The 21,648-nt window shown below is 37.6% G+C and carries 11 protein-coding genes and 1 tRNA gene; 5 read left to right on the top strand and 7 right to left on the bottom strand.

The annotated features are described in order from the left end of the window. Positions 1–11 precede the first annotated feature (11 nt). From DW862_RS26665 to DW862_RS23545, 7 genes are all read right to left on the bottom strand, one after another. Entirely contained in the window at positions 12–1,274 is a 1,263-nt protein-coding gene (locus DW862_RS26665; protein WP_120070801.1) for a discoidin domain-containing protein, read from the bottom strand. Positions 1,275–1,311: 37 nt separating this feature from the next. Continuing rightward, positions 1,312–3,027, bottom strand: coding sequence for a RagB/SusD family nutrient uptake outer membrane protein (locus DW862_RS23570; RefSeq protein ID WP_120070824.1), 1,716 nt, complete (start codon positions 3,025–3,027; stop codon positions 1,312–1,314). Positions 3,028–3,055: 28 nt separating this feature from the next. Continuing rightward, positions 3,056–5,866, bottom strand: coding sequence for a TonB-dependent receptor (locus DW862_RS23565; protein WP_120070798.1), 2,811 nt, complete (start codon positions 5,864–5,866; stop codon positions 3,056–3,058). Positions 5,867–5,896: 30 nt separating this feature from the next. Then, the gene (locus DW862_RS23560) at positions 5,897–7,651 is read right to left on the bottom strand and encodes a RagB/SusD family nutrient uptake outer membrane protein (RefSeq protein ID WP_120070794.1); all 1,755 of its coding nucleotides are present in this window, start codon (positions 7,649–7,651) and stop codon (positions 5,897–5,899) included. Between the two features lie 11 nt (positions 7,652–7,662). Beyond that, positions 7,663–10,860: a TonB-dependent receptor gene (locus DW862_RS23555; RefSeq protein ID WP_120070791.1), complete on the bottom strand. Its 3,198-nt coding sequence runs from the start codon at positions 10,858–10,860 to the stop codon at positions 7,663–7,665. A gap of 250 nt (positions 10,861–11,110) precedes the next feature. Then, positions 11,111–13,657, bottom strand: a complete 2,547-nt coding sequence (locus DW862_RS23550; protein ID WP_120070787.1) for a hypothetical protein — start codon at positions 13,655–13,657, stop codon at positions 11,111–11,113. 371 nt (positions 13,658–14,028) lie between these two features. Next, on the bottom strand, positions 14,029–16,227 hold the full coding sequence (locus DW862_RS23545) for a GH92 family glycosyl hydrolase (RefSeq protein ID WP_165861969.1): 2,199 nt from the start codon (positions 16,225–16,227) through the stop codon (positions 14,029–14,031). A 272-nt stretch (positions 16,228–16,499) separates the two neighbouring features. Between DW862_RS23545 and sppA the strand changes: the two genes are divergently transcribed. The 5 genes from sppA to DW862_RS23520 all read left to right on the top strand — a co-directional run bounded on the left by sppA (position 16,500) and on the right by DW862_RS23520 (position 21,473). After that, the gene (sppA, locus tag DW862_RS23540) at positions 16,500–18,278 is read left to right on the top strand and encodes a signal peptide peptidase SppA (RefSeq protein ID WP_120070780.1); all 1,779 of its coding nucleotides are present in this window, start codon (positions 16,500–16,502) and stop codon (positions 18,276–18,278) included. A 10-nt stretch (positions 18,279–18,288) separates the two neighbouring features. Then, complete coding sequence (gene lpxK / locus DW862_RS23535; protein ID WP_117684657.1) at positions 18,289–19,419, top strand: tetraacyldisaccharide 4'-kinase; 1,131 nt, start codon at positions 18,289–18,291, stop codon at positions 19,417–19,419. After that, positions 19,376–20,185 carry a purine-nucleoside phosphorylase gene (locus tag DW862_RS23530; protein ID WP_004316831.1) on the top strand — a complete coding sequence of 270 codons (810 nt, stop codon included), beginning with the start codon at positions 19,376–19,378 and terminating at the stop codon, positions 20,183–20,185. Before lpxK ends, DW862_RS23530 begins: the two co-directional genes overlap by 44 nt. Positions 20,186–20,201: 16 nt before the next feature. After that, positions 20,202–21,239 carry a thiamine-phosphate kinase gene (gene thiL, locus DW862_RS23525; protein ID WP_120070776.1) on the top strand — a complete coding sequence of 346 codons (1,038 nt, stop codon included), beginning with the start codon at positions 20,202–20,204 and terminating at the stop codon, positions 21,237–21,239. Positions 21,240–21,400: 161 nt separating this feature from the next. Further along, positions 21,401–21,473: transfer RNA gene (locus DW862_RS23520), tRNA-Phe, on the top strand. Positions 21,474–21,648 lie beyond the last annotated feature (175 nt).

Here is a 21,648-nt window from a genome sequence, read left to right as displayed (position 1 = left end):
TCAAAACCAGACTATTCTATCGGAGCTCCATACACCTCTATTTCAGATAAAAAGGCATAATGATTAGGTCCCTTTGTCGCTGTATATCTAAAATAACGGGCTTCTGGCAAAAGCACCATTGTATACATCTGCCCTGCATCTTTTTGTGAATCAAAAGCAAATGTTCCCATGTCGGTCCAATCATTTCCATTTAGACTTACCTCAAATTTATGTTCTGTCTGTCCTCCACCATTACCTTGTCTTCTGTAGCATACAAAACCACTAATAACATATTCTCGCCCCATGTCAACAATAAACCAGTGCGGATACCCAGGTTGAGCCTTATCCCATTGAGTATGCCAAAAAGTAGTCAAGTTTCCGTCTATTGCAGCCTGCGCTAAACCTGCTATAGGAGAATCACTCCATTCCGCTTCTTTTGGTTCTTCACTATCACATCCAACAATACTCCATCCTGAATTATTTAACTTCGCAGCCTGTATAAGCTTTAATCGTAATGTATAAAATGCATCTCCTGAAATTCCTTTAGCATTCAAAGTTACATCATAGATTCCCAAATCATCATATACATGTTCCGGATTAAGTTCTGTAGAAGTAGTTCCGTCTCCAAAATCCCATAATACAGAAGTTACATATTTAGCAGTACTGTTGAATTTCACCTTGGTACCATCTAATGAATATGTAAAACTTGCTTCCGGAACCATAATCTTTGTATCAATAACTACAATTGTAGTTCCTAAAGAATTATTTATTTCTTGATCAGCTTTTACTATCTGCACAGCAAAGGCGTACTTCTTTCCTCTATTGGTATTCAAAAAATCTAAATCTACCGCTACAAAAAACGGCTCATAATCCTTACCGGCGGCAATCTGAAGATTTGAAGGAATGGAATATTTATCAGAAGATAGAATCTCGACTCCATCCAGTAGAACATTACCTGCAGCAATCAATGAAGTAATCGTATCCGGATATGCTTCTAAATTCACAGAAACATTATTATCACGATTTAATCCAGACCGATATACAGCTAGGGCTACATTAAAAGCATTATTTTCCGTATCAATCTTAAAAGAATAAGTATTACCCGGTGTTGGAACTGCAGTACTTGAAGATGGAATATCATTGATTACATAAATGCCATTAACTGCAGTTGGTAAATATATTTTAGAATCAGGATAATCCATCGATACAATTTCTTCATATCCACATGCTGTCATTACTACTCCACACAAGAATAATAAGAAAGCCTTCTTGATATTTATATTATCTCTTTTCATTTCTATTTTTTTACTTTTATAAGTTCACTACATATTATTACCATAACGGATTTTGACTCCACCCAGCAATATCCAAATCTCCTTGTGGAATAGGATATAAATACATCTTAGGTTCAAAATTTCTTTTTTCTATTTCAATAGGCCTATACGAAGGTACTCCACCCCGATTTAGAATTTCAAGTCCTCGAAGAGGTATATTAAGAACCCCCTTTCCCATTTCATTGTCAGCAGCAATCATCCAGCGACGGGCATCCCATAAACGATGATCTTCAAAAGCTAGTTCTATTCTTCTTTCATGGCGAATCTTCTGACGAACAGCATCCTGATCTAATCCATCAGGAAGTACTGGCATCTTTATACCTTCGCGTCGACGTATCTTATCATAATATATTTTTATATCTGAATGTGCCGGCTGGTATTCATTTAAAGCCTCAATATAATTCAAATAAACCTCTGCTAAACGGATAAGAATCCATGTATGTACACTAGTACGACCTTCCAACAAATTTAATTCCGGATCAATATATTTCAGCAAATATTGCCCTGTTTTAGTAGCACGAGGGACTCCTTTACCATCTCGTCCACCAGTCCAACATTCCACCGGACGTCCATTGAACTTTGTCATATTGCTTAGTATGGTAAAAGCCAAACGAGGATCTCTCCCTTTATAGGGGTTTGCTGCATGATTTTTATTGCTCCAGTCAAAAGCTGTTCCATCCAACATCTCATAATCATCCAACAGATTTAATGAAGGAGTATTCCCACTATTACCTAAATCATATCCAACCGGATAATTAGCTTTCTCAAAATCATTACTGGCACCATCCCTACGCGCCAAAATGATTTCTGTATCTGTATATGAACGAAAAATCCCTTGATAATTATTTGATAAAGCATAACCGGCATCCGCCAAATCAATCACATCTTTTGCTGCATCAGCCGCTCTTTTCCACCGTTCTTTTCTATCTATTGTTTTTACTGATATCAAATCCTTATTTGCATAATCCGAAGCCCATTTTTCTGGAGAATTAAATAAATCACTTGCTGCATAAAGCAATACTCTACTTTTTAAAGCAAGAACAGCCCCCCTTGTAGCACGTCCTAAATTCTCTTGCTCGGTATACTTGATCGGTAATCCCAGAGCAATGTCATCACATTCTTTCACTATAAAATTAACACAGGAATCCAGTGTATTACGCGGAAAGGAATCTCCTATTTCTACAGGACGAGTTATTACCGGTACTCCTCCGTAGCGTTTTATCAATTCAAAATAAAAGTAAGCCCTGAGGAAACGAACCTCATACTTCCACCTCTTAATGTTATCTAGCCTGTTTTGGTATTGTTCATGTCCAATATCATCTGGATTCAAACGATACATCTCAAGATCTAAATTATCCGAATTGGCTAAAAAATGATTTACTAAATAAATTCCACGAAAATTATTCCACCATGAGCCACCATCCGGATTGTTTTTGGCATTCCATGATCCTACATTGAACATTTGTATACTAGATGTTTCAAGTGTATACTCCGCTTCATCTGAAGCTGAAGCCATCATTGCTCCATCAACACATCTAAATCCAGAAGGCAAATAATTATATATAGCTACAGCTCTGGATTGCGTATTATTATAGAGAGTTAAAACATCATCTTCTGTAAGAGAAAGCACTACTTCACGATCAAGAATGCTATCGCAAGCATTTACCAATAGAAGTAAAGCTGCGCCATACAATATAGTTTTCACTTTTTTCATTACTACCATTATTAAAAGTTACACTTTGCTATAATTGGATACTTAAACCAAAACTAATTATTCTTAAAGCAGGATAACCACTCATTGTCTCCGGATCTGTAAATCCATCCATATGATCAAGAGAAAATAAATTCGTTCCATTTGCAAATATCCTAACTTTTTCCAAATTAATTTTTCTGGAAAGCTGGAATGGCAATGTATATCCTATTTCCAAACTTCTTAGCTTTAAGAAATTTCCATTTTTCTGCCAAAAAGAAGATGCCTGATAATTATTTAAATTATTCTCTGAAGACAATCGAGGATAAGTAGCTGTTTCTGCTGTTTCAGGTGTCCAACGCCCTAAAGCTATACTAGAGATCTTACCATCATTTTGAAAAGCATGGTAATATTTCCCACCGCAATACACAGTACGATTAGCTGCTCCCTGAAAAAAGATATCCATATCAAAGCCTTTAAATGTTATTCCACCATGAAGGCCCAGAGTTATTTGAGGCATTGAAGTATAGCCAATTGGATAATAGTCATTCGAATCAATCTTTCCATCTTTATTTTGATCTTTATATTTTATGTCTCCCGGACGTACATCTGTAAATGTTTGAGTAGGTGATTTCAATATATCATCTTCATCTTTAAAAAATCCTATGGCTTCTAAAACGAAAGGTTGCCCTACTATACGACCTGTTCCATACAAATATTCATTCTCCTGAATCGCTTCTGCATTATAAACAACTTTATTTTTTGCATACCAGAGACTGGTTTCTACAAAGTAAGTCAAATCTTTCTTACCTATCCCATTATAACGAATAGAAGTCTCAAGCCCCTTGTTGTCTACCTTACCGATGTTAATATCCGGGCGGGATATCCCTAAATAATCTGGAACTGTTCGATAAGGCTGTGAAAGAATATTTGAACGTTTTTGAATAAAATAGTCAAACGAAACATCAATCTTATTAACCAACGTAGCCTCAAAACCGACATTAAACTTCTTTTCTTTCTCCCATGTGACATCAGGGTTGGCTAGTTTCCCCTGAACTAAACCATCCTGTACATTATTAGAGTTACCAAGATGATAGCCATATCCATCATAATATTGGTCGAACATATAGCGTATGCCTCCAATATTATCATTACCAACTATACCATAAGAAGCTCTCAACTTCAAATAATTCAGAATCGGATTTCCTTTTAGAAAAGCCTCATTAGATAATATCCATCCTAATGAACCTGCAGGGAAAAAACCAAAACGATGTCCTTTGGGAAAATTCTCCGTTCCATTGTAACCAAACGAAAATTCTCCAATATAGCGTTTGTCGTATGAATAAGTCACACGTCCTCCCATAGCAATATTCTTGTAGGAAAGATCAGTTCCTGTCACAACATAATCATTATATGATCCTAAATATATAGCATCAATATTATGTAGTCCGTTAAACGTACGATTATAATTTAATGAAGCCTGCAGAGAATAATCTCTCCATTGTGAAGAACTAGATTCATCTCCAGCTAAAGAAGTATTCTGACCATAGGTCGTATAAATAATTTCATCGGCATTATCACGATCAACTGAATAGCGAGCATATTGACGTGATTTCTTTGAATATGACTTAAAATAAGTATTAAAACCAACCGCACCATTAACACTCAATCCAGGTGTAATAAATCCCAAGTCACCTTTTAGTTGAAATATAGCCTGCAAAGATCTACCATTATAAGAAGTATAACCAGTCTGCATCAAATCACCCAAAGGATTTGAATACATAGAATTACCTCCATACATACCCGTTGATACATAAACGGGAAAAGCATTTGGAGCAATAGAAGACATCAAATCAAACATCCCTGAAGTATTTTCACTAGTCCCAGGATTAGTTTTATCTTCAATTGTTCCACCAAGAGTTATAGCTCCCTGCAATCGCTTTGACAATTTCACATCAATATTTGTACGAAAATTGTAACGGGTATATGTTCCATTCTTTGAGAAGTCTGAAACATTTCCAGCTTTTCGATATAAGCTCCTATCATCAAGAACATTGAGCAATACAAAATATCGAAAGTATTCATTACTTCCACTCGCTGTAAAATTATAATTGGTTATAGGAGCAGCCTTCCTTAGAATAGTCCCGTACCAGTCCACATCCGGGTGAAAAATTGGGTCATTACCCGTTTTATAGGCTTCTAAGTCCATCGGTGTATAAAATGGCGACTTTCCATCATTCACTAACGCCTCATTATATAATGTCGCATAATCATAAGCTCCTAAAAACTCTGGTAAACGAAGTGGCTGCTGAAAACCACTTTGAATACTAAAATTAATCTTTATCTTATCACTAGTACCTCGTTTAGTAGTTATCAGTAAAACCCCATTTGCCCCCTTTGATCCATAAATTGCAGTAGCAGAAGCATCTTTCAATAAAGTTATTGACTCTATTTCTTGTGGAGTCAATTGCTGAAAATAAGCTTCTGTTGACTGAAAACCATCAATCACAATAAAAAGACCTGTTCCAGAACCATATGTATTTACACCACGAGCATTCATTGCCGGAGAATCCGCTCCCGGTTCACATCCCCATTGTTGAACAACTAACCCTGGGATCCGTCCGTTAAGCATATTGGCAATATTAGGAACAAATGATTTTAGCTCATTACCTCTAACAGAAGAAACAGCACCAGTTGTCATCCATTTAGGTTGCATGCCATATGCAACCTTATTTATGTCATTTTGTAATAAAGTATCAACTCGTAAAGTGCGAGCCATAGCAAAGCTACAATTCATTCCGAATAGTAAGGATACTAATAATATTCTCCTTATATATATGATGTTTTTTATATCGTTTCTCATATCTTCATCTATTAAGCTACATTTAACTATTTAGTAACCAGGATTTTGAATTAAATATCCTTTATTAATTTCACCTGTACCAAATGGGTGCAAGTACATTCTGCGGCTAAATGAGCGAGTTTCAAAAACATACGGCTCATAACGGTACTCTGTACTCTCTGGTATCTGATAAATTTTAATACCAAGCATACCTCCTTGCATAACACCTTCCTCTTCTGCTATCATCCAACGGCGAATATCATAAAATCTATGTCCATCAAAAGCAAGTTCAATTGCTCTTTCATTTCTCACTTTGGCACGAAACTCTAAATATCCCAACCCTGTTGGCAAATCAGGTTGACCTGAACGTTTACGAATCGTATTAATGGCATCATAGGCCTCTTGAGTAGGTCCTTCATTATATTCATTTAATGCCTCAGCATAATTCAAATAAGCTTCATTCAACTGATATAATGTGGAATTCGGGACTTTCCTCCATACAGATTCACTGATTTCTTCAGGATAAAGTTTATGTAGCCAAAAACCACCATAACATGTATTAACATCTGCACCTGGTCCATTACCCGAATCTTGCCACAACTGTAATTTAGGAAACTCTGAATTCCATCTCATTAAATTGCCAACTACTGTTTGAGAAAAACGATAATCCAAGCTCGCCATTTTAGCTTGCAAATCATTACCACCATTCCAATCTACCTTGTTTCCTAAACGATCTTCATATTTCGAAACTAAATTCAAGGTCACAGTTACTCCACTCTGCCCTGCATTACCTGGATAAACAGTAGGAGGAGATATAGCAGACCAAGGCCATGTATATTTTCCCATGGCATCACTTGATTTCTCTGCAAAAATAATTTCTGAATTATCATAGGTTTGCCATGAATATTTATAATTACCATCTAGTCCCTGATCAGTAATTAAATAACAGTTAGCCTCTTTCGCCCAATCCAAGACCTTTTTTGCTGCATCTGCTGCCAACTTCCATCGTTCTTTATCCTTATTGCCGTAACATATCAATTTATTATTCGTTCCAAAATCTAAATAGGGCTTATCTGTATTAAATAAATCACTCGCTGCATATAGTAAAGTTCTTGCTTTTAAAGCTAAGGCCGCCCCTCGTGTAGCTCTACCTCGTAAGGCACCTAATTGATTGACTGGCAAATCTGGAATTGCCTCATCACAATCTTTCACGATAAAATTAACTACATCTTCAACACTGCTACGAGGTATTTTCAAATTCTCATCCAACTGTAAACGATGATCAATAATTGGCACCCCTCCATAACGCTTGAACATTTCAAAATAATTCAATGCTCTGATAAACTTTGATTCTGCTTTTAGTTGATTAGCATACTCCTTGGTTATATCAGGCACCTCATCTACCCGATCTAACATTACTGTCACTTTTCGTATTGCAGTAAATCGATGTGAAAATCGAGGATCATCCGTATTATCAGGACTAACAGAGGCGTTATTCCACTTTTGAGGATCATACCAATTAGCACAAGCTTCAGCCTCATCTGTAGCTCCTGCATCTATCGTCCCTGCACTATTAGCAATGGCCGGAGCACCATTATCCGGACTCCCCAAACCTAAATTGGAATGGACACCATATTCATATATACTAGCCAGGAACATCTCAACCTGCGACCTGGATGAGAAGATTGTATCTTCTGTGACATCAACTCCTGGAGCTTTCTCTAAAAAATCTCCCATCATATCCTCACAAGACACTATAGTCAGTAACATTATAGAGGTCACTATTACAATAGCTGCATTTTTCATATATAAACTTTTTAGAAGTTAACATTAAATCCCAAATTATAGACTCTTGTAACAGGGTAAGGTTCACTATTAGCTTCTCCATTAGGAAATTCCGGATCTTCCCCCTGATATAAATCAGACCATGTCAATAAGTTATTTCCATTCAAATATAATCGAACCGAACTAATACCTATTCTTTGTAAACCTTTATTTCTAAATGTATATCCAATCTCCATATTTTTCAAGCGTAGGTAATTGGCATTTTCCAACCAATATGTAGATTGTACATAGTTATGAGCATTATTAGAGGCTGACATACGAGGATAAATAATTTCCTGCCCATTTTCCCACCGTTCTAAACTCCAACTTTTCAATAACGCTTTTCCTGCATTAGTATTAGTATAAAAACCTTGTGTACTACGACGAGAAGGCCATGTAGAAACATTTGCCGCCCCCTGAAATAATATTGAAAAATCAAAACCTTTATATTCGCCACCTAGTACTAGACCAAATGTTTTTTCTGGAAAGTTAGAATATCCAATCGGCACCTGATCTTGATCATTTATCTTACCATCTCCATTTATGTCTACATAACGAATATCACCAGGCTGAATCTTATTATTATTCCACTGATAAACTGGACGATAAGGATTATTAACTTCTTCCCACGAATTAAACAATCCATCAGCAACATAGCCAAAATTCTGACCAAAGCGGTGTCCTGTTCTATATTGATAATCATATGGCCAAACCGCTTCATCCATATACTCTATCTCATTGTGGGCATAAGTATAATTAACCTTAGCATAGTAATTGAAATCCCCGATTTTGTTATTATAAGCTAGTTCAAATTCAAGACCACCATTTTTCATCTTCCCCAAATTATAAGCTGGAAAGTTGGCTCCAACTATTGTCGGAACTGTCCCTCGATTAGCTAAAATATTACTTCTTCTTTCCTGAAAATAATCAAAAGAAAAGGAAAGATGATCATTCAAAAACTTGATATCGGCTCCAATATTCATTTTATGGGCTTTTTCCCAAGTCAAATCAGGATTTCCCAATTTACCCTCATAAGCTCCTTGGTATGCCTGATAGGTGGAACCATCTTCTCCCCAATGATACTTTCCACCATATGAATAAGACGTTGGCCTATATAAAAACCGGTCCCCTCCTATCTTATCATTACCAACCACTCCATACGAACCTCTAATTTTCATAAATGTCAAATATTGATTTCGTGGGAAGAAACTTTCTTCTGTTACAACCCATCCTAATGAGTAGGCTGGAAATACACCAAATCGCTTTCCTGGTGCAAAATTCTCTGTTCCATTATACCCAATATTAAATTCGGCCAAATATCGACTTTTAAAATTATAAGTAATACGTCCTACAATGCCCTGATAACCATTAGGTATTAGGAATTCCAAATCAGGATCATAATATTTACTTTGGTTATAAAGTAAGAGGGCAGTGATATTATGATTTTTAAATGTTCGTGCGTATTCTAAACCAAATTCAATATAAACCCTATGGTTCTTTGTAACTCCTTCCGAGAATTGCATTTGACTTGGTTCTCCCATTGGCATTAATACATAAGATTCTCCAGTCTCTTCATTTTTTATGTTCAAAGCTTCATAAGATATCCCCGTTTCATTATAACGTTGTGATTGAGTATTATAATTCTTATAAGAAATTACTCCACGCGCATTAAGTCCCTTAGTTATAAAACCAAGATCATATGTCAAACGCAGTGAACCATTCAGATTATTTCCAAAATCTTTATGCCACCCACTATTAAAAGCTGCATATGGTGAAAAAGAAACATTTGTTTGACGAGGCATAACCACAATCTTATTATCAATTATACCAGGAGTAATATAAGGTAAGGTAGATGATAACATTTCCATGAACAGAGGAGTGTCCCAGTTAGGATAACGCCTGTCATCCAATTGAGCAGAAACATCGAAACTGGCTTTTAAACGTTTAGTAATATTTATATCAAAATTAGAACGCATATTATATCTACGATATTTAATCTGCGTATCGTATCCCGGGTCATAAATATCTGTATTATACATCCCATTTTGAGTCAGATAGCCAAGTGAGAAGAAATATTTAATACGTTCACTACCACCACTTATATTTAAGTTAGTCCGTGTTTCCCATGAATATTTCTTCAACATCTCATCATACCAATCAATACTAGGATGGAAAATCGGATCTGCACCTGTACGATACAATTCTATATCTTCATCACTAAACTTGGGATTATAACCACCCGTCACATAAGAATCATAAGCTAACGCCTTATTAAAAGAACTAGTATATTCGTATGAATTCATATTTTCCCTAAGAAACGGAAAAGAAGTCATAGAAACACTAGAAGATAAACTGACTTTGGGTTTTCCTATATCTCCACGTTTGGTTGTTATTAGCAACACTCCGTTGGCCCCCCGTACACCATATACAGCTGTAGCCGAAGCATCTTTCAATATAGAAATAGATTCTATTTCATTAGGATCTATATTATTATAACTAGGCGTCTCAATTCCGTCAACCATCACCAAAGGAGCCTGTAAATCTTCAGAATTGCTAGTAGCAAAAGAGCCGATACCACGAATGCGTAAAGTAGACGCATCTTTTCCAGGTTCACCACTACGCTGAACTGATAAGAGTCCAGGCATACGTCCCGTTAATGAGTTACTGATATTAGCTTGAGGAGATTGTAGCAGGTCTTTTGTTTTGACTGCAGATATAGCACCTGTTATTGTTTCTTTTTTCTGAGAAGAATAGCCCACAATAACTACATCTTGCAAAGATGTCACATCTTCTTTTAAAGTTACATTAATTACATTTTTACGACTGATTTTCACTGTATAAGATTGATATCCTACATAAGAAAATTTCAGTTCAGTCTCCCCTCCCGTAATTAAAATAGAATAGTTTCCATTTGCATCCGTAATAGTACCAGTCATAGCATTCGATACCGTTATAGATACTCCTATTAGAGGTTCTCCCGCCTCATCACGAACTGTTCCTTTAATGTTTCTCTTTTCTTGTTGCAATACATCCAAAGAAACCTCACTCGTTCTCACTCCCGAGCTCCCAATCCACGTTGTCCCCATACTGTCTTCCGAAAAAGCATTTGGAAACCAAAGGTTAACAAACAGATAGCAAATAAAATAAGTACTTCTGCGATTAAACTTTAACATTAAACATTTTTTTTTCATACTGTCTACTTTTTATTCATAAGACGACAAATTAGATTTTTAAAGTTTACTGTTCACATTAATATTAGTATTCTTCATAGTAATAGATAAAATATATAATGTGCCTATTTAAACTACACACAAATGTATAGTCCAAACCTTAACCCGGACATTAATTAAACCTTAATCAGTCCTTAATTATTCCTTAAAGTTTCATGATATCCCTATTAAGAACAAGATATATAAAAGAAAAGAAGAAAATCGTATACCCCTACAACTTCTTTATCAGCTCTTCATACGTAAAAGGAGGATACTCATTTAATAAATGATGATAGTCCGACCTAAATTTCTCAAAACGGCTTTTGGACAAACCTTTTTGTCCCAATTTATATAAAGCAATGCATTTTAATCGGATAGCTTCCTCATCTATATCATCATGTAGCAAAACAACATCAGCAATTTTTTGCATAGAAACCAAATCTCTTTGTACTTCTACTGTTTTAGACTTTTCCAATAGGAAATTTATAATCTTCCCTGAATATTCTGATTTATAATGATCGATCCAATCAGTTATCATATTAGGCAATAAGATTCCCTGAGATGCCAATTCCAAAATTTTAGCAAACCTTCTACTATCAAAATTGGAAGATAATTTATCTTCCAATAAAAGCGATATTATCGTCGCATAATCTATAAACACCTCGCCACCAATATCCAAAAGCCAATAACTTTTTTCATTTTTCAACGTTATATCACCAATTTCTTTCAATAATAATCTCAACTTACGTATATTGACATTCCTATTGTTAGAAGCGCTATCTTTATCCATACCAGACCAAAAAGTTTCATCTAAACGTTCTGAAGTTATCCCCTTTCCATTCTGAATAAAATTCAGTAAAATAAACAAGAACATCTGACGAATTACAGGAGTAAATTTCTGAGTAATATCATTCCCATTACTATCAAAAATTTGCAATCCTCCCAACAAATAAATAGCAGAAAACTGCTTTCTATTTATTAGACCGATTGTATTTTTATCAGATAAGTTAGATGTGGTTATGTTACTTACTTTCTTTTTAGACCTAAAAAAGAAAGTAAGTAACAAAATTAAACATACTCCTATTCCTGCTAATAATAAATATACAAATCTTTTAGAATCAACCTCATTATCCAGATATTTATCTTGCAAAATATCTGTCCAATTTAGAGGAGGATAAGACAGAGAGTATACATCAACAGAGTAAAATCCCGATTCTTTTTCCTGCAATAAGATTGAACAAAGGTTATTTGTTGATTTATTCAGAAAAATATCACAAAAAGATTCTGAATCCAAAAAGTTATATGGAATAGAGTCAGCAAAGGATTTCCGCTCAAAAGTTCTTAAGTCCACAGAAAAAAGAGATAAAAAAGAATGAAACCTATCATTAAAAAATTTAAGAGTATAAAAATTGTTGTTTAATGAATCAATCACCATTGAATTAGAATAAACGATTGGACCTTCTACAGGGAACTCTGTTAATTTCTGACAAGATAAATTTCTATAATCGATTAAATATAAATCATGCAAATTTTTAGGAAACTCTTCCTGTTTCCCAGACACACTGCCATATCCTCCCATTAATAGAAACTTTCCATTACCCATGTTCCCTATAGAACTTAAATATCTCGGTGACAACAAAGAGCTTATGGTATCAATTTTCCATTTGCAACCATCCAAATCATGTATCGCCAGTTCTGCATTATATGTATGATTCCCATACCCCCCAAAAACAACGAGAGTATTTGTTACTGGATCCACAAAACGATTATGCTGTTGAATAACTGCTAATTTTTCAGTAGGATGATTAGGCCATTCCCCATTATTAAAATTAAAAAAGATAAGACTATCATTTAAAATACTATAAGAGATTAATCGGTGTTTCACTCTATCGTAGATCAATTGGCTTCCCCCAGCTTTATAGGGTTGTCCTTTCTTGACCTCCATTTTTTCAATCTGATCACTTTTAATATTATACTTATATATATATTTATCACTAGCTATAAAGATGATACCATCTTCCTTATCACAAGCTATTTGGACGTTTTTTTCCGAAAAAGGAATTGAGATACAATGTTTCCATTTCACATGGTCATCAATATCCCAAATACCATTTTCCACTACGGCCCTCTTACCACCTATTAAATCAAAGACTTCATCTCTGTTGTGTTGTTGCATTCTCCAATAATGAATAAGTTCGCCTTCATTATTATACAATCTCAAATCTCGAATAGCTATAGGAGGCACGTCTGTTGTATAAAAAACAGAGTATCTGTTCTTTCCAAAAGAAATTTTAACATTTTCAAAGCCTTCCAATTGATGAGAAATAATTTTCATTGTAGAGTCAACCATACATCGAATACCATTCTCATCAACGTCGATTCTAATCTTCATCCAACGGTCTGTAACACTATCTTTGTTGCACTGAAATTCGCAATTCTTCAAAATACGACCAGATTCACTCAATACATAATTCAATTTCTCCGTATTCAAATTAGTTACTAAATCAAAACTTGATATTTCATCCAATATAATACGAAAAACATAACCATAAGTCAGGTTAGCTTCAAACAATTTTAAATCAAAACTCATTGAAAAGCCTGACTTCAAATTAAAAGATTCTTCAGGAGACAAATCAAGACTAGTTCTTTCATCTTGATTAACTGTATGAGAACGAAATGTTAACCCATATCTCGTTGAAGCAAAATTAACAGGATTTCCCCAAGCAGCATAATTACCGACAAATAAAAGCATTATCAAAATATAGACACTTCGCTGCATAATATAATTTCTACTTTTTAAATACAAAATTTGTGTTCTTCAATGCTAGAAATACTAGAGATGCAAACATACACAAAAATATTCTGATTTTACGCAAATCGAACAAAAAAACACCCCCACTATCTTCATCAAGCTACCTCAAATCAATCTATTACTCTATATATTTTCTAGTTATAAAATGACTAAAAAGTAGATAGTACAGAATAAAAATGTCATACCTCCAGCCCCTGAAGCATCTACATATCATATTTATAGCGCTCAATTATCATTGCATTTTACAATCTGCGTCTTACACCTTTATAACAAAAATATCCAAATAAAAAAGGCAGTCCATAAAAGACTGCCTATCGATTTTACCAAAAACGAATTTATTACTTCATCTTATACACCAATGTACCACCTTTTACAATATCTTCATGCGAGATTGTTTTCTTCGTATATGGTTCGCCATTCAATGTAATACTATCTACATATTTATGTTCTTTCGACAAATTCTCCGCAATAATCGTGAAAGTCTTGCCATCGGCCAGATGCAAAGTCATCTTCGGCAACTGTGGGGCACCGAATACATATTCCGCACTTACCGGATCTACCGGATAGAATCCCATCGCACTAAGCATATACCAGGCAGACATCTGTCCGCAATCATCATTTCCGCAAAGTCCGTCGGGTTTGTTTTTGTATTGAGTATCAAATATTTCACGAACCAATTCCTGTGTACGTTCCGGACGACCAGCCAGTGCATACAAATAAGTCACATGATGGCTTGGTTCATTTCCATGAGCATATTGCCCGATTAATCCAGTAACATCTGCTAAACTTTCACCTTCTAGCTTAACCGTAAACAATGAGTCTAATTTATTCAAGAAAGGTTTTTCTCCCCCAAACAACTGGATTAATCCTGGAACATCATGTTGTACATGCCAAGTATATTGCCATGCATTTCCTTCCGTATAATCTCCACCGACACTTTCAGAATGTGCCAACGCACTTGGGTTAAACGGAGCTTTCCAAGTTCCGTCAGCTTTGCGCGGACGCATGAACTTCGTCTCCGGATCGAAAAGATTCTTATAATAGTCAGCACGTTTCGCAAAATAAGCGGCATCTTCCTCTTTACCCATACGACGTGCCATATCGGCAGCAGCATAATCATCATATACAGATTCTAAAGTGGAAGATACAGATTCTGCTTTTATCAGGTCTGTCGGGAAATAACCATATTTCGTATAAACCTCCCAATCAGACTTCAACGGATGAGATACGGTCTGCGTCTTCTTTATTATATTGAAAGCACGTTCAGCGTCAAAGCCACGGAATCCTTTGCGATAAGCCTCGGCAATGACTGATACGCCATGATTACCAATCATACAGAAATTCTCTTTTCCCCATAATCCCCAAATAGGCAGGAAGCCTTGCACTTCACCCTGTTCGATGAGAGAATTCACAAAACCGTCCACACGTTCGGGAATCACCAATGTATAAAATGGATGAGCGGCACGGTAAGTATCCCACAAAGAGAATGTAGAATAGAAGGTTCCAGTTCCGGCTTTTACAATAGAGTCGGCGGCATTACGATACATACCGTCTACGTCCGAAATTTGATTAGGCTGAATCAATGCGTGGTAGAAACAAGTATAGAAATTTGTCTTTTCATCATCGGTACCCTCTATTTCAATACGGCTCAAATAGTTATTCCATTCATTGTGGGCGGTAGCTCTTACTCCTTCAAAATCCCAGGCAGGAATTTCTGCTTCCAGATTCTTTTTAGCCCCGTCTATGCTGGTGGTGGAAAGAGCCACTTTCATCATCAGTTCGTCTCCCGGCTGCATATCAAAAGAGGCAATGATGCGTTTTCCTTTTTCTGTTTCGCCCATCGGAAGATAAAGTGAATCGACTACCGGACGGTTGAATTTCATCACAAAGAAATAATCCTGGTTGACCCATACCGTGTTATTGACATGTCCTGTCAGTGTTTGAGCATCTTCCCAGTTCACTTCACAACTGTTGACTTGTGAATGATATTGTTCTTCTCTCCATGCAGGGCCATGTTGCAAGTCAATCAATATAGAGGCAGAATCAGCCTTGTGATAAGTATAGCGGTGAAGGGCAGCATGGATAGAGGCAGTCAGTTCTGCTTTTACCTGTGGATCAGAGAGCTCTGCGGTGTAATATCCCGGAGTAGCCGCTTCTTTATCTTTAGAAAAATGACTACGATAAGCATCCCACGCACGGGCACGTGTGCCAGTGACCGGCATCACCAAAATATCACCTAAATCCATACATCCCGTTCCATTCAGATGTGTTTGAGTAAATCCCCAAATCAGGGAATCCTCATAAACATATTCAGAACAATAGCGCCAACCAACTGCTCCCGTCACAGGACTGGTCTGGATCATACCGAAAGGATAACACGCGCCTGGAAATGTATGACCATTATCAGCAGCACCGATAAAGGTATTAACGTATTGAGTATAATCCTTTGTTTCCGCTGTTTCAGTCGGAGTACAGGAAGAATAGAAGAACAAGCCTGCTGCTAAAGCTGCAGCCACAAAAGGGGTTTTTCTTTTCATGGTAAATATAATGTTAAGTTAATGTCGCATTACATATGCTGATATTTATTTAATTTTTCACGATAATAGTTGTGCCACAAAATTAGAGAATTCTTCTCATTTAAAAGGATTAGATACAGACAAATATACTTAAATCTTACAGGAAAGAAGCTTCTATTTATATCGATTCGCTGTGATAAAACAAAAATTCGTACGACTTATTGAATAAATATCAACTCAATTATTTATCTTTGTTAGCTTAATAACAAGCTGACGCAAAAACAATAAGTATAATGAAAGATTTCTTGAAATTTACACTTGCCACGGTGACAGGTATCATTTTGTCAAGTATTGTATTATTTATAATCAGCATGGTAACGCTGTTTGGCATCATGTCCGCTTCGGACACGGAAACAATCGTAAAAAAGAATTCCGTAATGATGCTCGACTTAAACGGAACGTTAGTTGAACGTACGCAAGAAGATCCGCTAGGTATTTTATCACAGTTGTTTGGTGACGGATCTAACACGTACGGACTGGACGATATTCTCTCTTCCATCCAGAAGGCTAAAGAAAACGAAAATATCAAAGGGATTTATTTGCAAGCGAGTTCATTAGGTACCTCCTATGCCTCCTTACAAGAAATCCGTAACGCACTGCTCGATTTCAAGGAGAGTGGAAAGTTCGTCATTGCTTATGCCGACTCCTATACGCAGGGGCTTTATTATCTTTCCAGCGCAGCCGATAAGGTGCTGCTCAATCCCAAAGGAATGATTGAATGGAGAGGTATCGCTTCCGCTCCCCTATTCTACAAAGACCTGCTACAAAAAATAGGAGTTGAGATGCAGGTGTTCAAGGTGGGAACTTACAAATCTGCCGTGGAACCGTTTATTGCAACAGAGATGAGCCCTGCCAATCGCGAACAAGTGACAGCATTTATCACTTCCATCTGGGGCCAGGTGACGGAGGGGGTTTCTGCTTCCCGCAATATTCCAGTAGATTCTCTGAATGTTTATGCCGATCGTATGTTAATGTTCTATCCGTCAGAAGAAAGTGTAAAATGCGGATTGGCTGATACCTTGATTTATCGCAATGATGTGCGCAATTATCTTAAAAAACTGGTAGAGATAGATGAGGATGACAATCTCCCGATAGTAGGATTAAGCGACATGATGAACGTAAAGAAGAATGTACCCAAAGACAAAAGCGGCAATATCGTAGCTGTTTATTATGCATCCGGTGAAATTACAGACTATCCGAGCTCCGCAACTTCCGAGGACGGAATTGTTGGTTCGAAAGTCATTCGTGACCTGCGCAAATTGAAAGATGATAATGATGTGAAAGCTGTTGTACTTCGTGTCAATTCTCCGGGGGGAAGTGCTTTTGCTTCAGAACAAATCTGGCATGCAGTGAAAGAGTTGAAAACAAAGAAACCGGTCATTGTCTCTATGGGGGATTATGCCGCGTCAGGAGGTTACTATATTTCTTGCGTTGCCGACACGATTGTTGCAGAGCCTACTACCCTGACTGGGTCTATCGGAATATTCGGTATCATTCCCAATGTAAAAGGATTGACTGATAAAATCGGTTTAAGTTATGATGTAGTTAAGACGAATAAATATGCTGATTTCGGGAATATCATGCGCCCGTTCAACGAGGATGAAAGATCCTTGCTTCAAATGATGATTACCGAAGGATACGACACCTTTGTCAGCCGTTGTGCTGAAGGACGCCACATGACAAAGGAAGCGATCGAAAAGATTGCCGAAGGCCGTGTATGGACCGGAGAAACAGCTAAAAAGTTAGGACTAGTAGACGAGTTAGGCGGCATTGACAAGGCATTGGATATTGCCGTGGCAAAAGCCGGTATCGAGGGCTACACCATTGTTTCTTATCCTGCAAAACAAGATTTCTTTTCTTCCCTGCTTGATACGAAACCGACGAATTACGTAGAATCACAATTGCTGAAAAGTAAGTTAGGTGAGTTCTACCAACAATTCGGTTTACTGAAAAATCTGCAAGAACAATCCATGATTCAGGCTCGTATTCCGTTCGAACTGAATATTAAATAAACTGCCATACATGGACGAACACTTTATCAAGATACATAAGTGGCTCTACCCTGCCTCCTGGCTCTACGGAGCAGCGGTAATGATGAGAAATAAACTCTTTGACTGGGAAGTGCTCCAATCAAAGAGTTTTGATATACCTATCATCAGCGTAGGCAATCTCGCTGTTGGAGGAACAGGGAAAACTCCGCACACTGAATATCTGATAAAGTCTCTTTGTAATCAATATAATGTAGCTGTATTAAGCCGGGGATACAAACGGCATACGAAAGGCTATGTGCTGGCTACTCCGGAAAGTACGGCAAGAAGCATTGGCGACGAACCGTACCAGATGCATCAAAAATTCCCGTCTGTCACAGTAGCTGTCGACGAAAAGCGTTGTCATGGCATAGAAAAGCTGCTTGCACTGCAAAAGCCTTCAATAGATGTTATCCTGTTGGATGACGCTTTCCAGCACCGATATGTCAAACCGGGATTAAGTATTCTGTTAACGGATTATCACCGGCTGTTCTGTGACGACACTTTGCTCCCCGCAGGACGACTCCGTGAGCCAATTAACGGCAAAAACCGGGCACAAATCGTTATTGTCACCAAATGTCCGCAGGACATCAAGCCTATTGATTATAATATCATCACGAAACGACTGAACCTTTATCCATATCAACAGTTATTCTTCTCATCGTTCCGGTATGGTAACCTGCAACCGGTGTTTCCTATAATGGTTCCGGACACAGATACCCCTTCGGCAAACAATGAGATTGCTTTGTCCTCGCTGACAAATACAGATATATTATTGATGACCGGAATTGCCTCACCGACTCCCATTCTTGAAAGGCTGAAAGATTGCACCCAACAAATAGATTTGCTATCGTTTGACGATCATCACAATTTCAGCCATCGGGATATCCAGCTTATCAAAGAACGGTTTCATAGGCTGAAAGGAGAACGCCGGTTGATTATTACTACCGAAAAAGATGCAACACGCCTGATTAACCATCCGGCTTTGGACAAGGAATTGAAACCATTTATCTATGCCTTGCCTATTGAAATAGAAATATTACAGAATCAACAAGATAAATTTAACCAACATATTATTGACTATGTTAGAGAAAATACAAGAAACCGCAGCTTATCTGAAAGGTAAGATGCACACCAGCCCGGAAACAGCCATTATACTTGGTACCGGACTTGGCAGTTTGGCAAACGAAATCACCGAGAAGTATGAAATAAAGTATTCGGATATCCCGAACTTCCCGGTATCTACCGTCGAAGGTCATAGCGGTAAGCTGATTTTCGGCAAACTAGGCAATAAGGATATCATGGCTATGCAAGGACGCTTCCACTATTACGAGGGTTATTCGATGAAAGAAGTGACTTTCCCTGTACGTGTGATGCGCGAATTAGGAATCAAAACCTTGTTTGTATCCAACGCCAGTGGCGGAACAAATGCAGACTTCGAAATCGGTGATTTGATGATTATCACCGACCATATCAACTATTTCCCCGAACATCCGCTTCGTGGAAAAAATATCCCATACGGTCCTCGTTTCCCGGATATGAGCGAAGCATACAGCAAGGAACTGATTTGTAAAGCTGACGAGATTGCCAAAGAAAAAGGAATCAAAGTACAACACGGAGTGTATATCGGTACACAAGGTCCTACTTTCGAAACTCCTGCCGAATATAAACTATTCCATATCCTTGGTGCCGACGCTGTTGGTATGTCTACCGTTCCGGAAGTAATTGTAGCCAACCATTGTGGTATCAAAGTATTTGGTATTTCCGTCATTACCGACTTGGGAGTAGAAGGAAAAATCGTAGAAGTAACGCACGAAGAAGTTCAGAAAGCAGCCGATGCCGCTCAACCGAAAATGACAACGATCATGCGCGAACTTATCAACCGTGCCTAAACAATCACCCCGATTTATGAGAACTGAAATAGCATCTCTCGGTGAGTTTGGTCTGATCGACCGCCTCACCGAGGGAATCAAACTAGAAAACGAATCCAGTAAATATGGAGTGGGCGACGATGCCGCCGTTCTCTCCTACCCTTCAGAAAAGCAAATATTGGTAACAACCGACCTGCTTATGGAAGGTGTACATTTTGATCTGACTTATGTTCCCTTGAAACATTTGGGATATAAATCAGCAGTAGTTAATTTCTCCGATATTTATGCCATGAACGGCACTCCCCGGCAGATTACGGTATCTCTTGGCCTTTCCAAGCGTTTCAGCGTAGAGGATATGGACGAGCTTTATTCCGGTATTCGTCTGGCTTGCCAGCAATATAATGTCGACATTGTGGGAGGTGATACAACTTCCTCCCTTACAGGGCTTGCTATCAGCATCACTTGTATCGGCGATGCTGATAAGGATAAAGTGGTTTACCGTAATGGAGCAAAAGAAACCGACCTGGTCTGCGTCAGCGGTGATCTGGGAGCAGCTTATATGGGTTTACAACTATTGGAACGTGAGAAAGTCGTACTAAAAGGTGACAAAGACATTCAACCGGACTTCACCGGCAAAGAGTACTTGTTAGAACGCCAGTTAAAACCGGAAGCACGTAAGGATATCATTGAGAAACTAGCTGCCGCCAATATTGTCCCAACCTCTATGATGGACATATCTGACGGTCTGTCATCAGAATTGATGCATATCTGCAAACAAAGCAATGCCGGTTGCCGCGTGTACGAAGAACATATTCCAATTGATTATCAGACGGCTGTTATGGCTGAGGAGTTTAACATGAATCTGACGACTTGCGCCTTGAATGGCGGAGAAGATTATGAGCTACTCTTTACCGTTTCTATCGCCGATCATGAGAAAGTATCACAAATGGAAGGAGTGCGCCTCATCGGACATATCACCAAACCCGAACTTGGCTGTGCATTGATTACCCGTGACGGCCAAGAATTTGAATTGAAAGCACAAGGATGGAATCCATTGAAGGAGAATAAACAATAGTTTCTATCACTTTTCTGAAATATTTTTCATTCCATACAACACTGATAATAAGCAAACTAGCTTTTTATCAGTGTTTTTTATTTCCAGAAGGCTTGCAGAATCCAAAAGTTTCACTACCTTTGCAACCGCAAAAGAGATATTACCGGACCGAACAACCACAAGGTGCCATAGCTCAGTTGGTAGAGCAAAGGACTGAAAATCCTTGTGTCCCCGGTTCGATTCCTGGTGGCACCACAATCGATTCGGTAATAAAAAATCCCTTGAACTTTTGAAGTTCAAGGGATTTTTTATTACCTTACTTTTTGCATCTACAAGCACCTATACTGGCTCAGTTGTAATGGCTCACCCGATAATCATTGGCTCAGTTGTAATTCTTGGGGGATTAAGTTTAGTCAATTCCCTTCATGCA

This window comes from Bacteroides sp. AM37-9 (assembly GCF_003603455.1).
Taxonomy (GTDB): Bacteria; Bacteroidota; Bacteroidia; order Bacteroidales; family Bacteroidaceae; genus Bacteroides; species Bacteroides xylanisolvens.
This window is presented reverse-complemented; position numbering and strand designations above follow the sequence as displayed.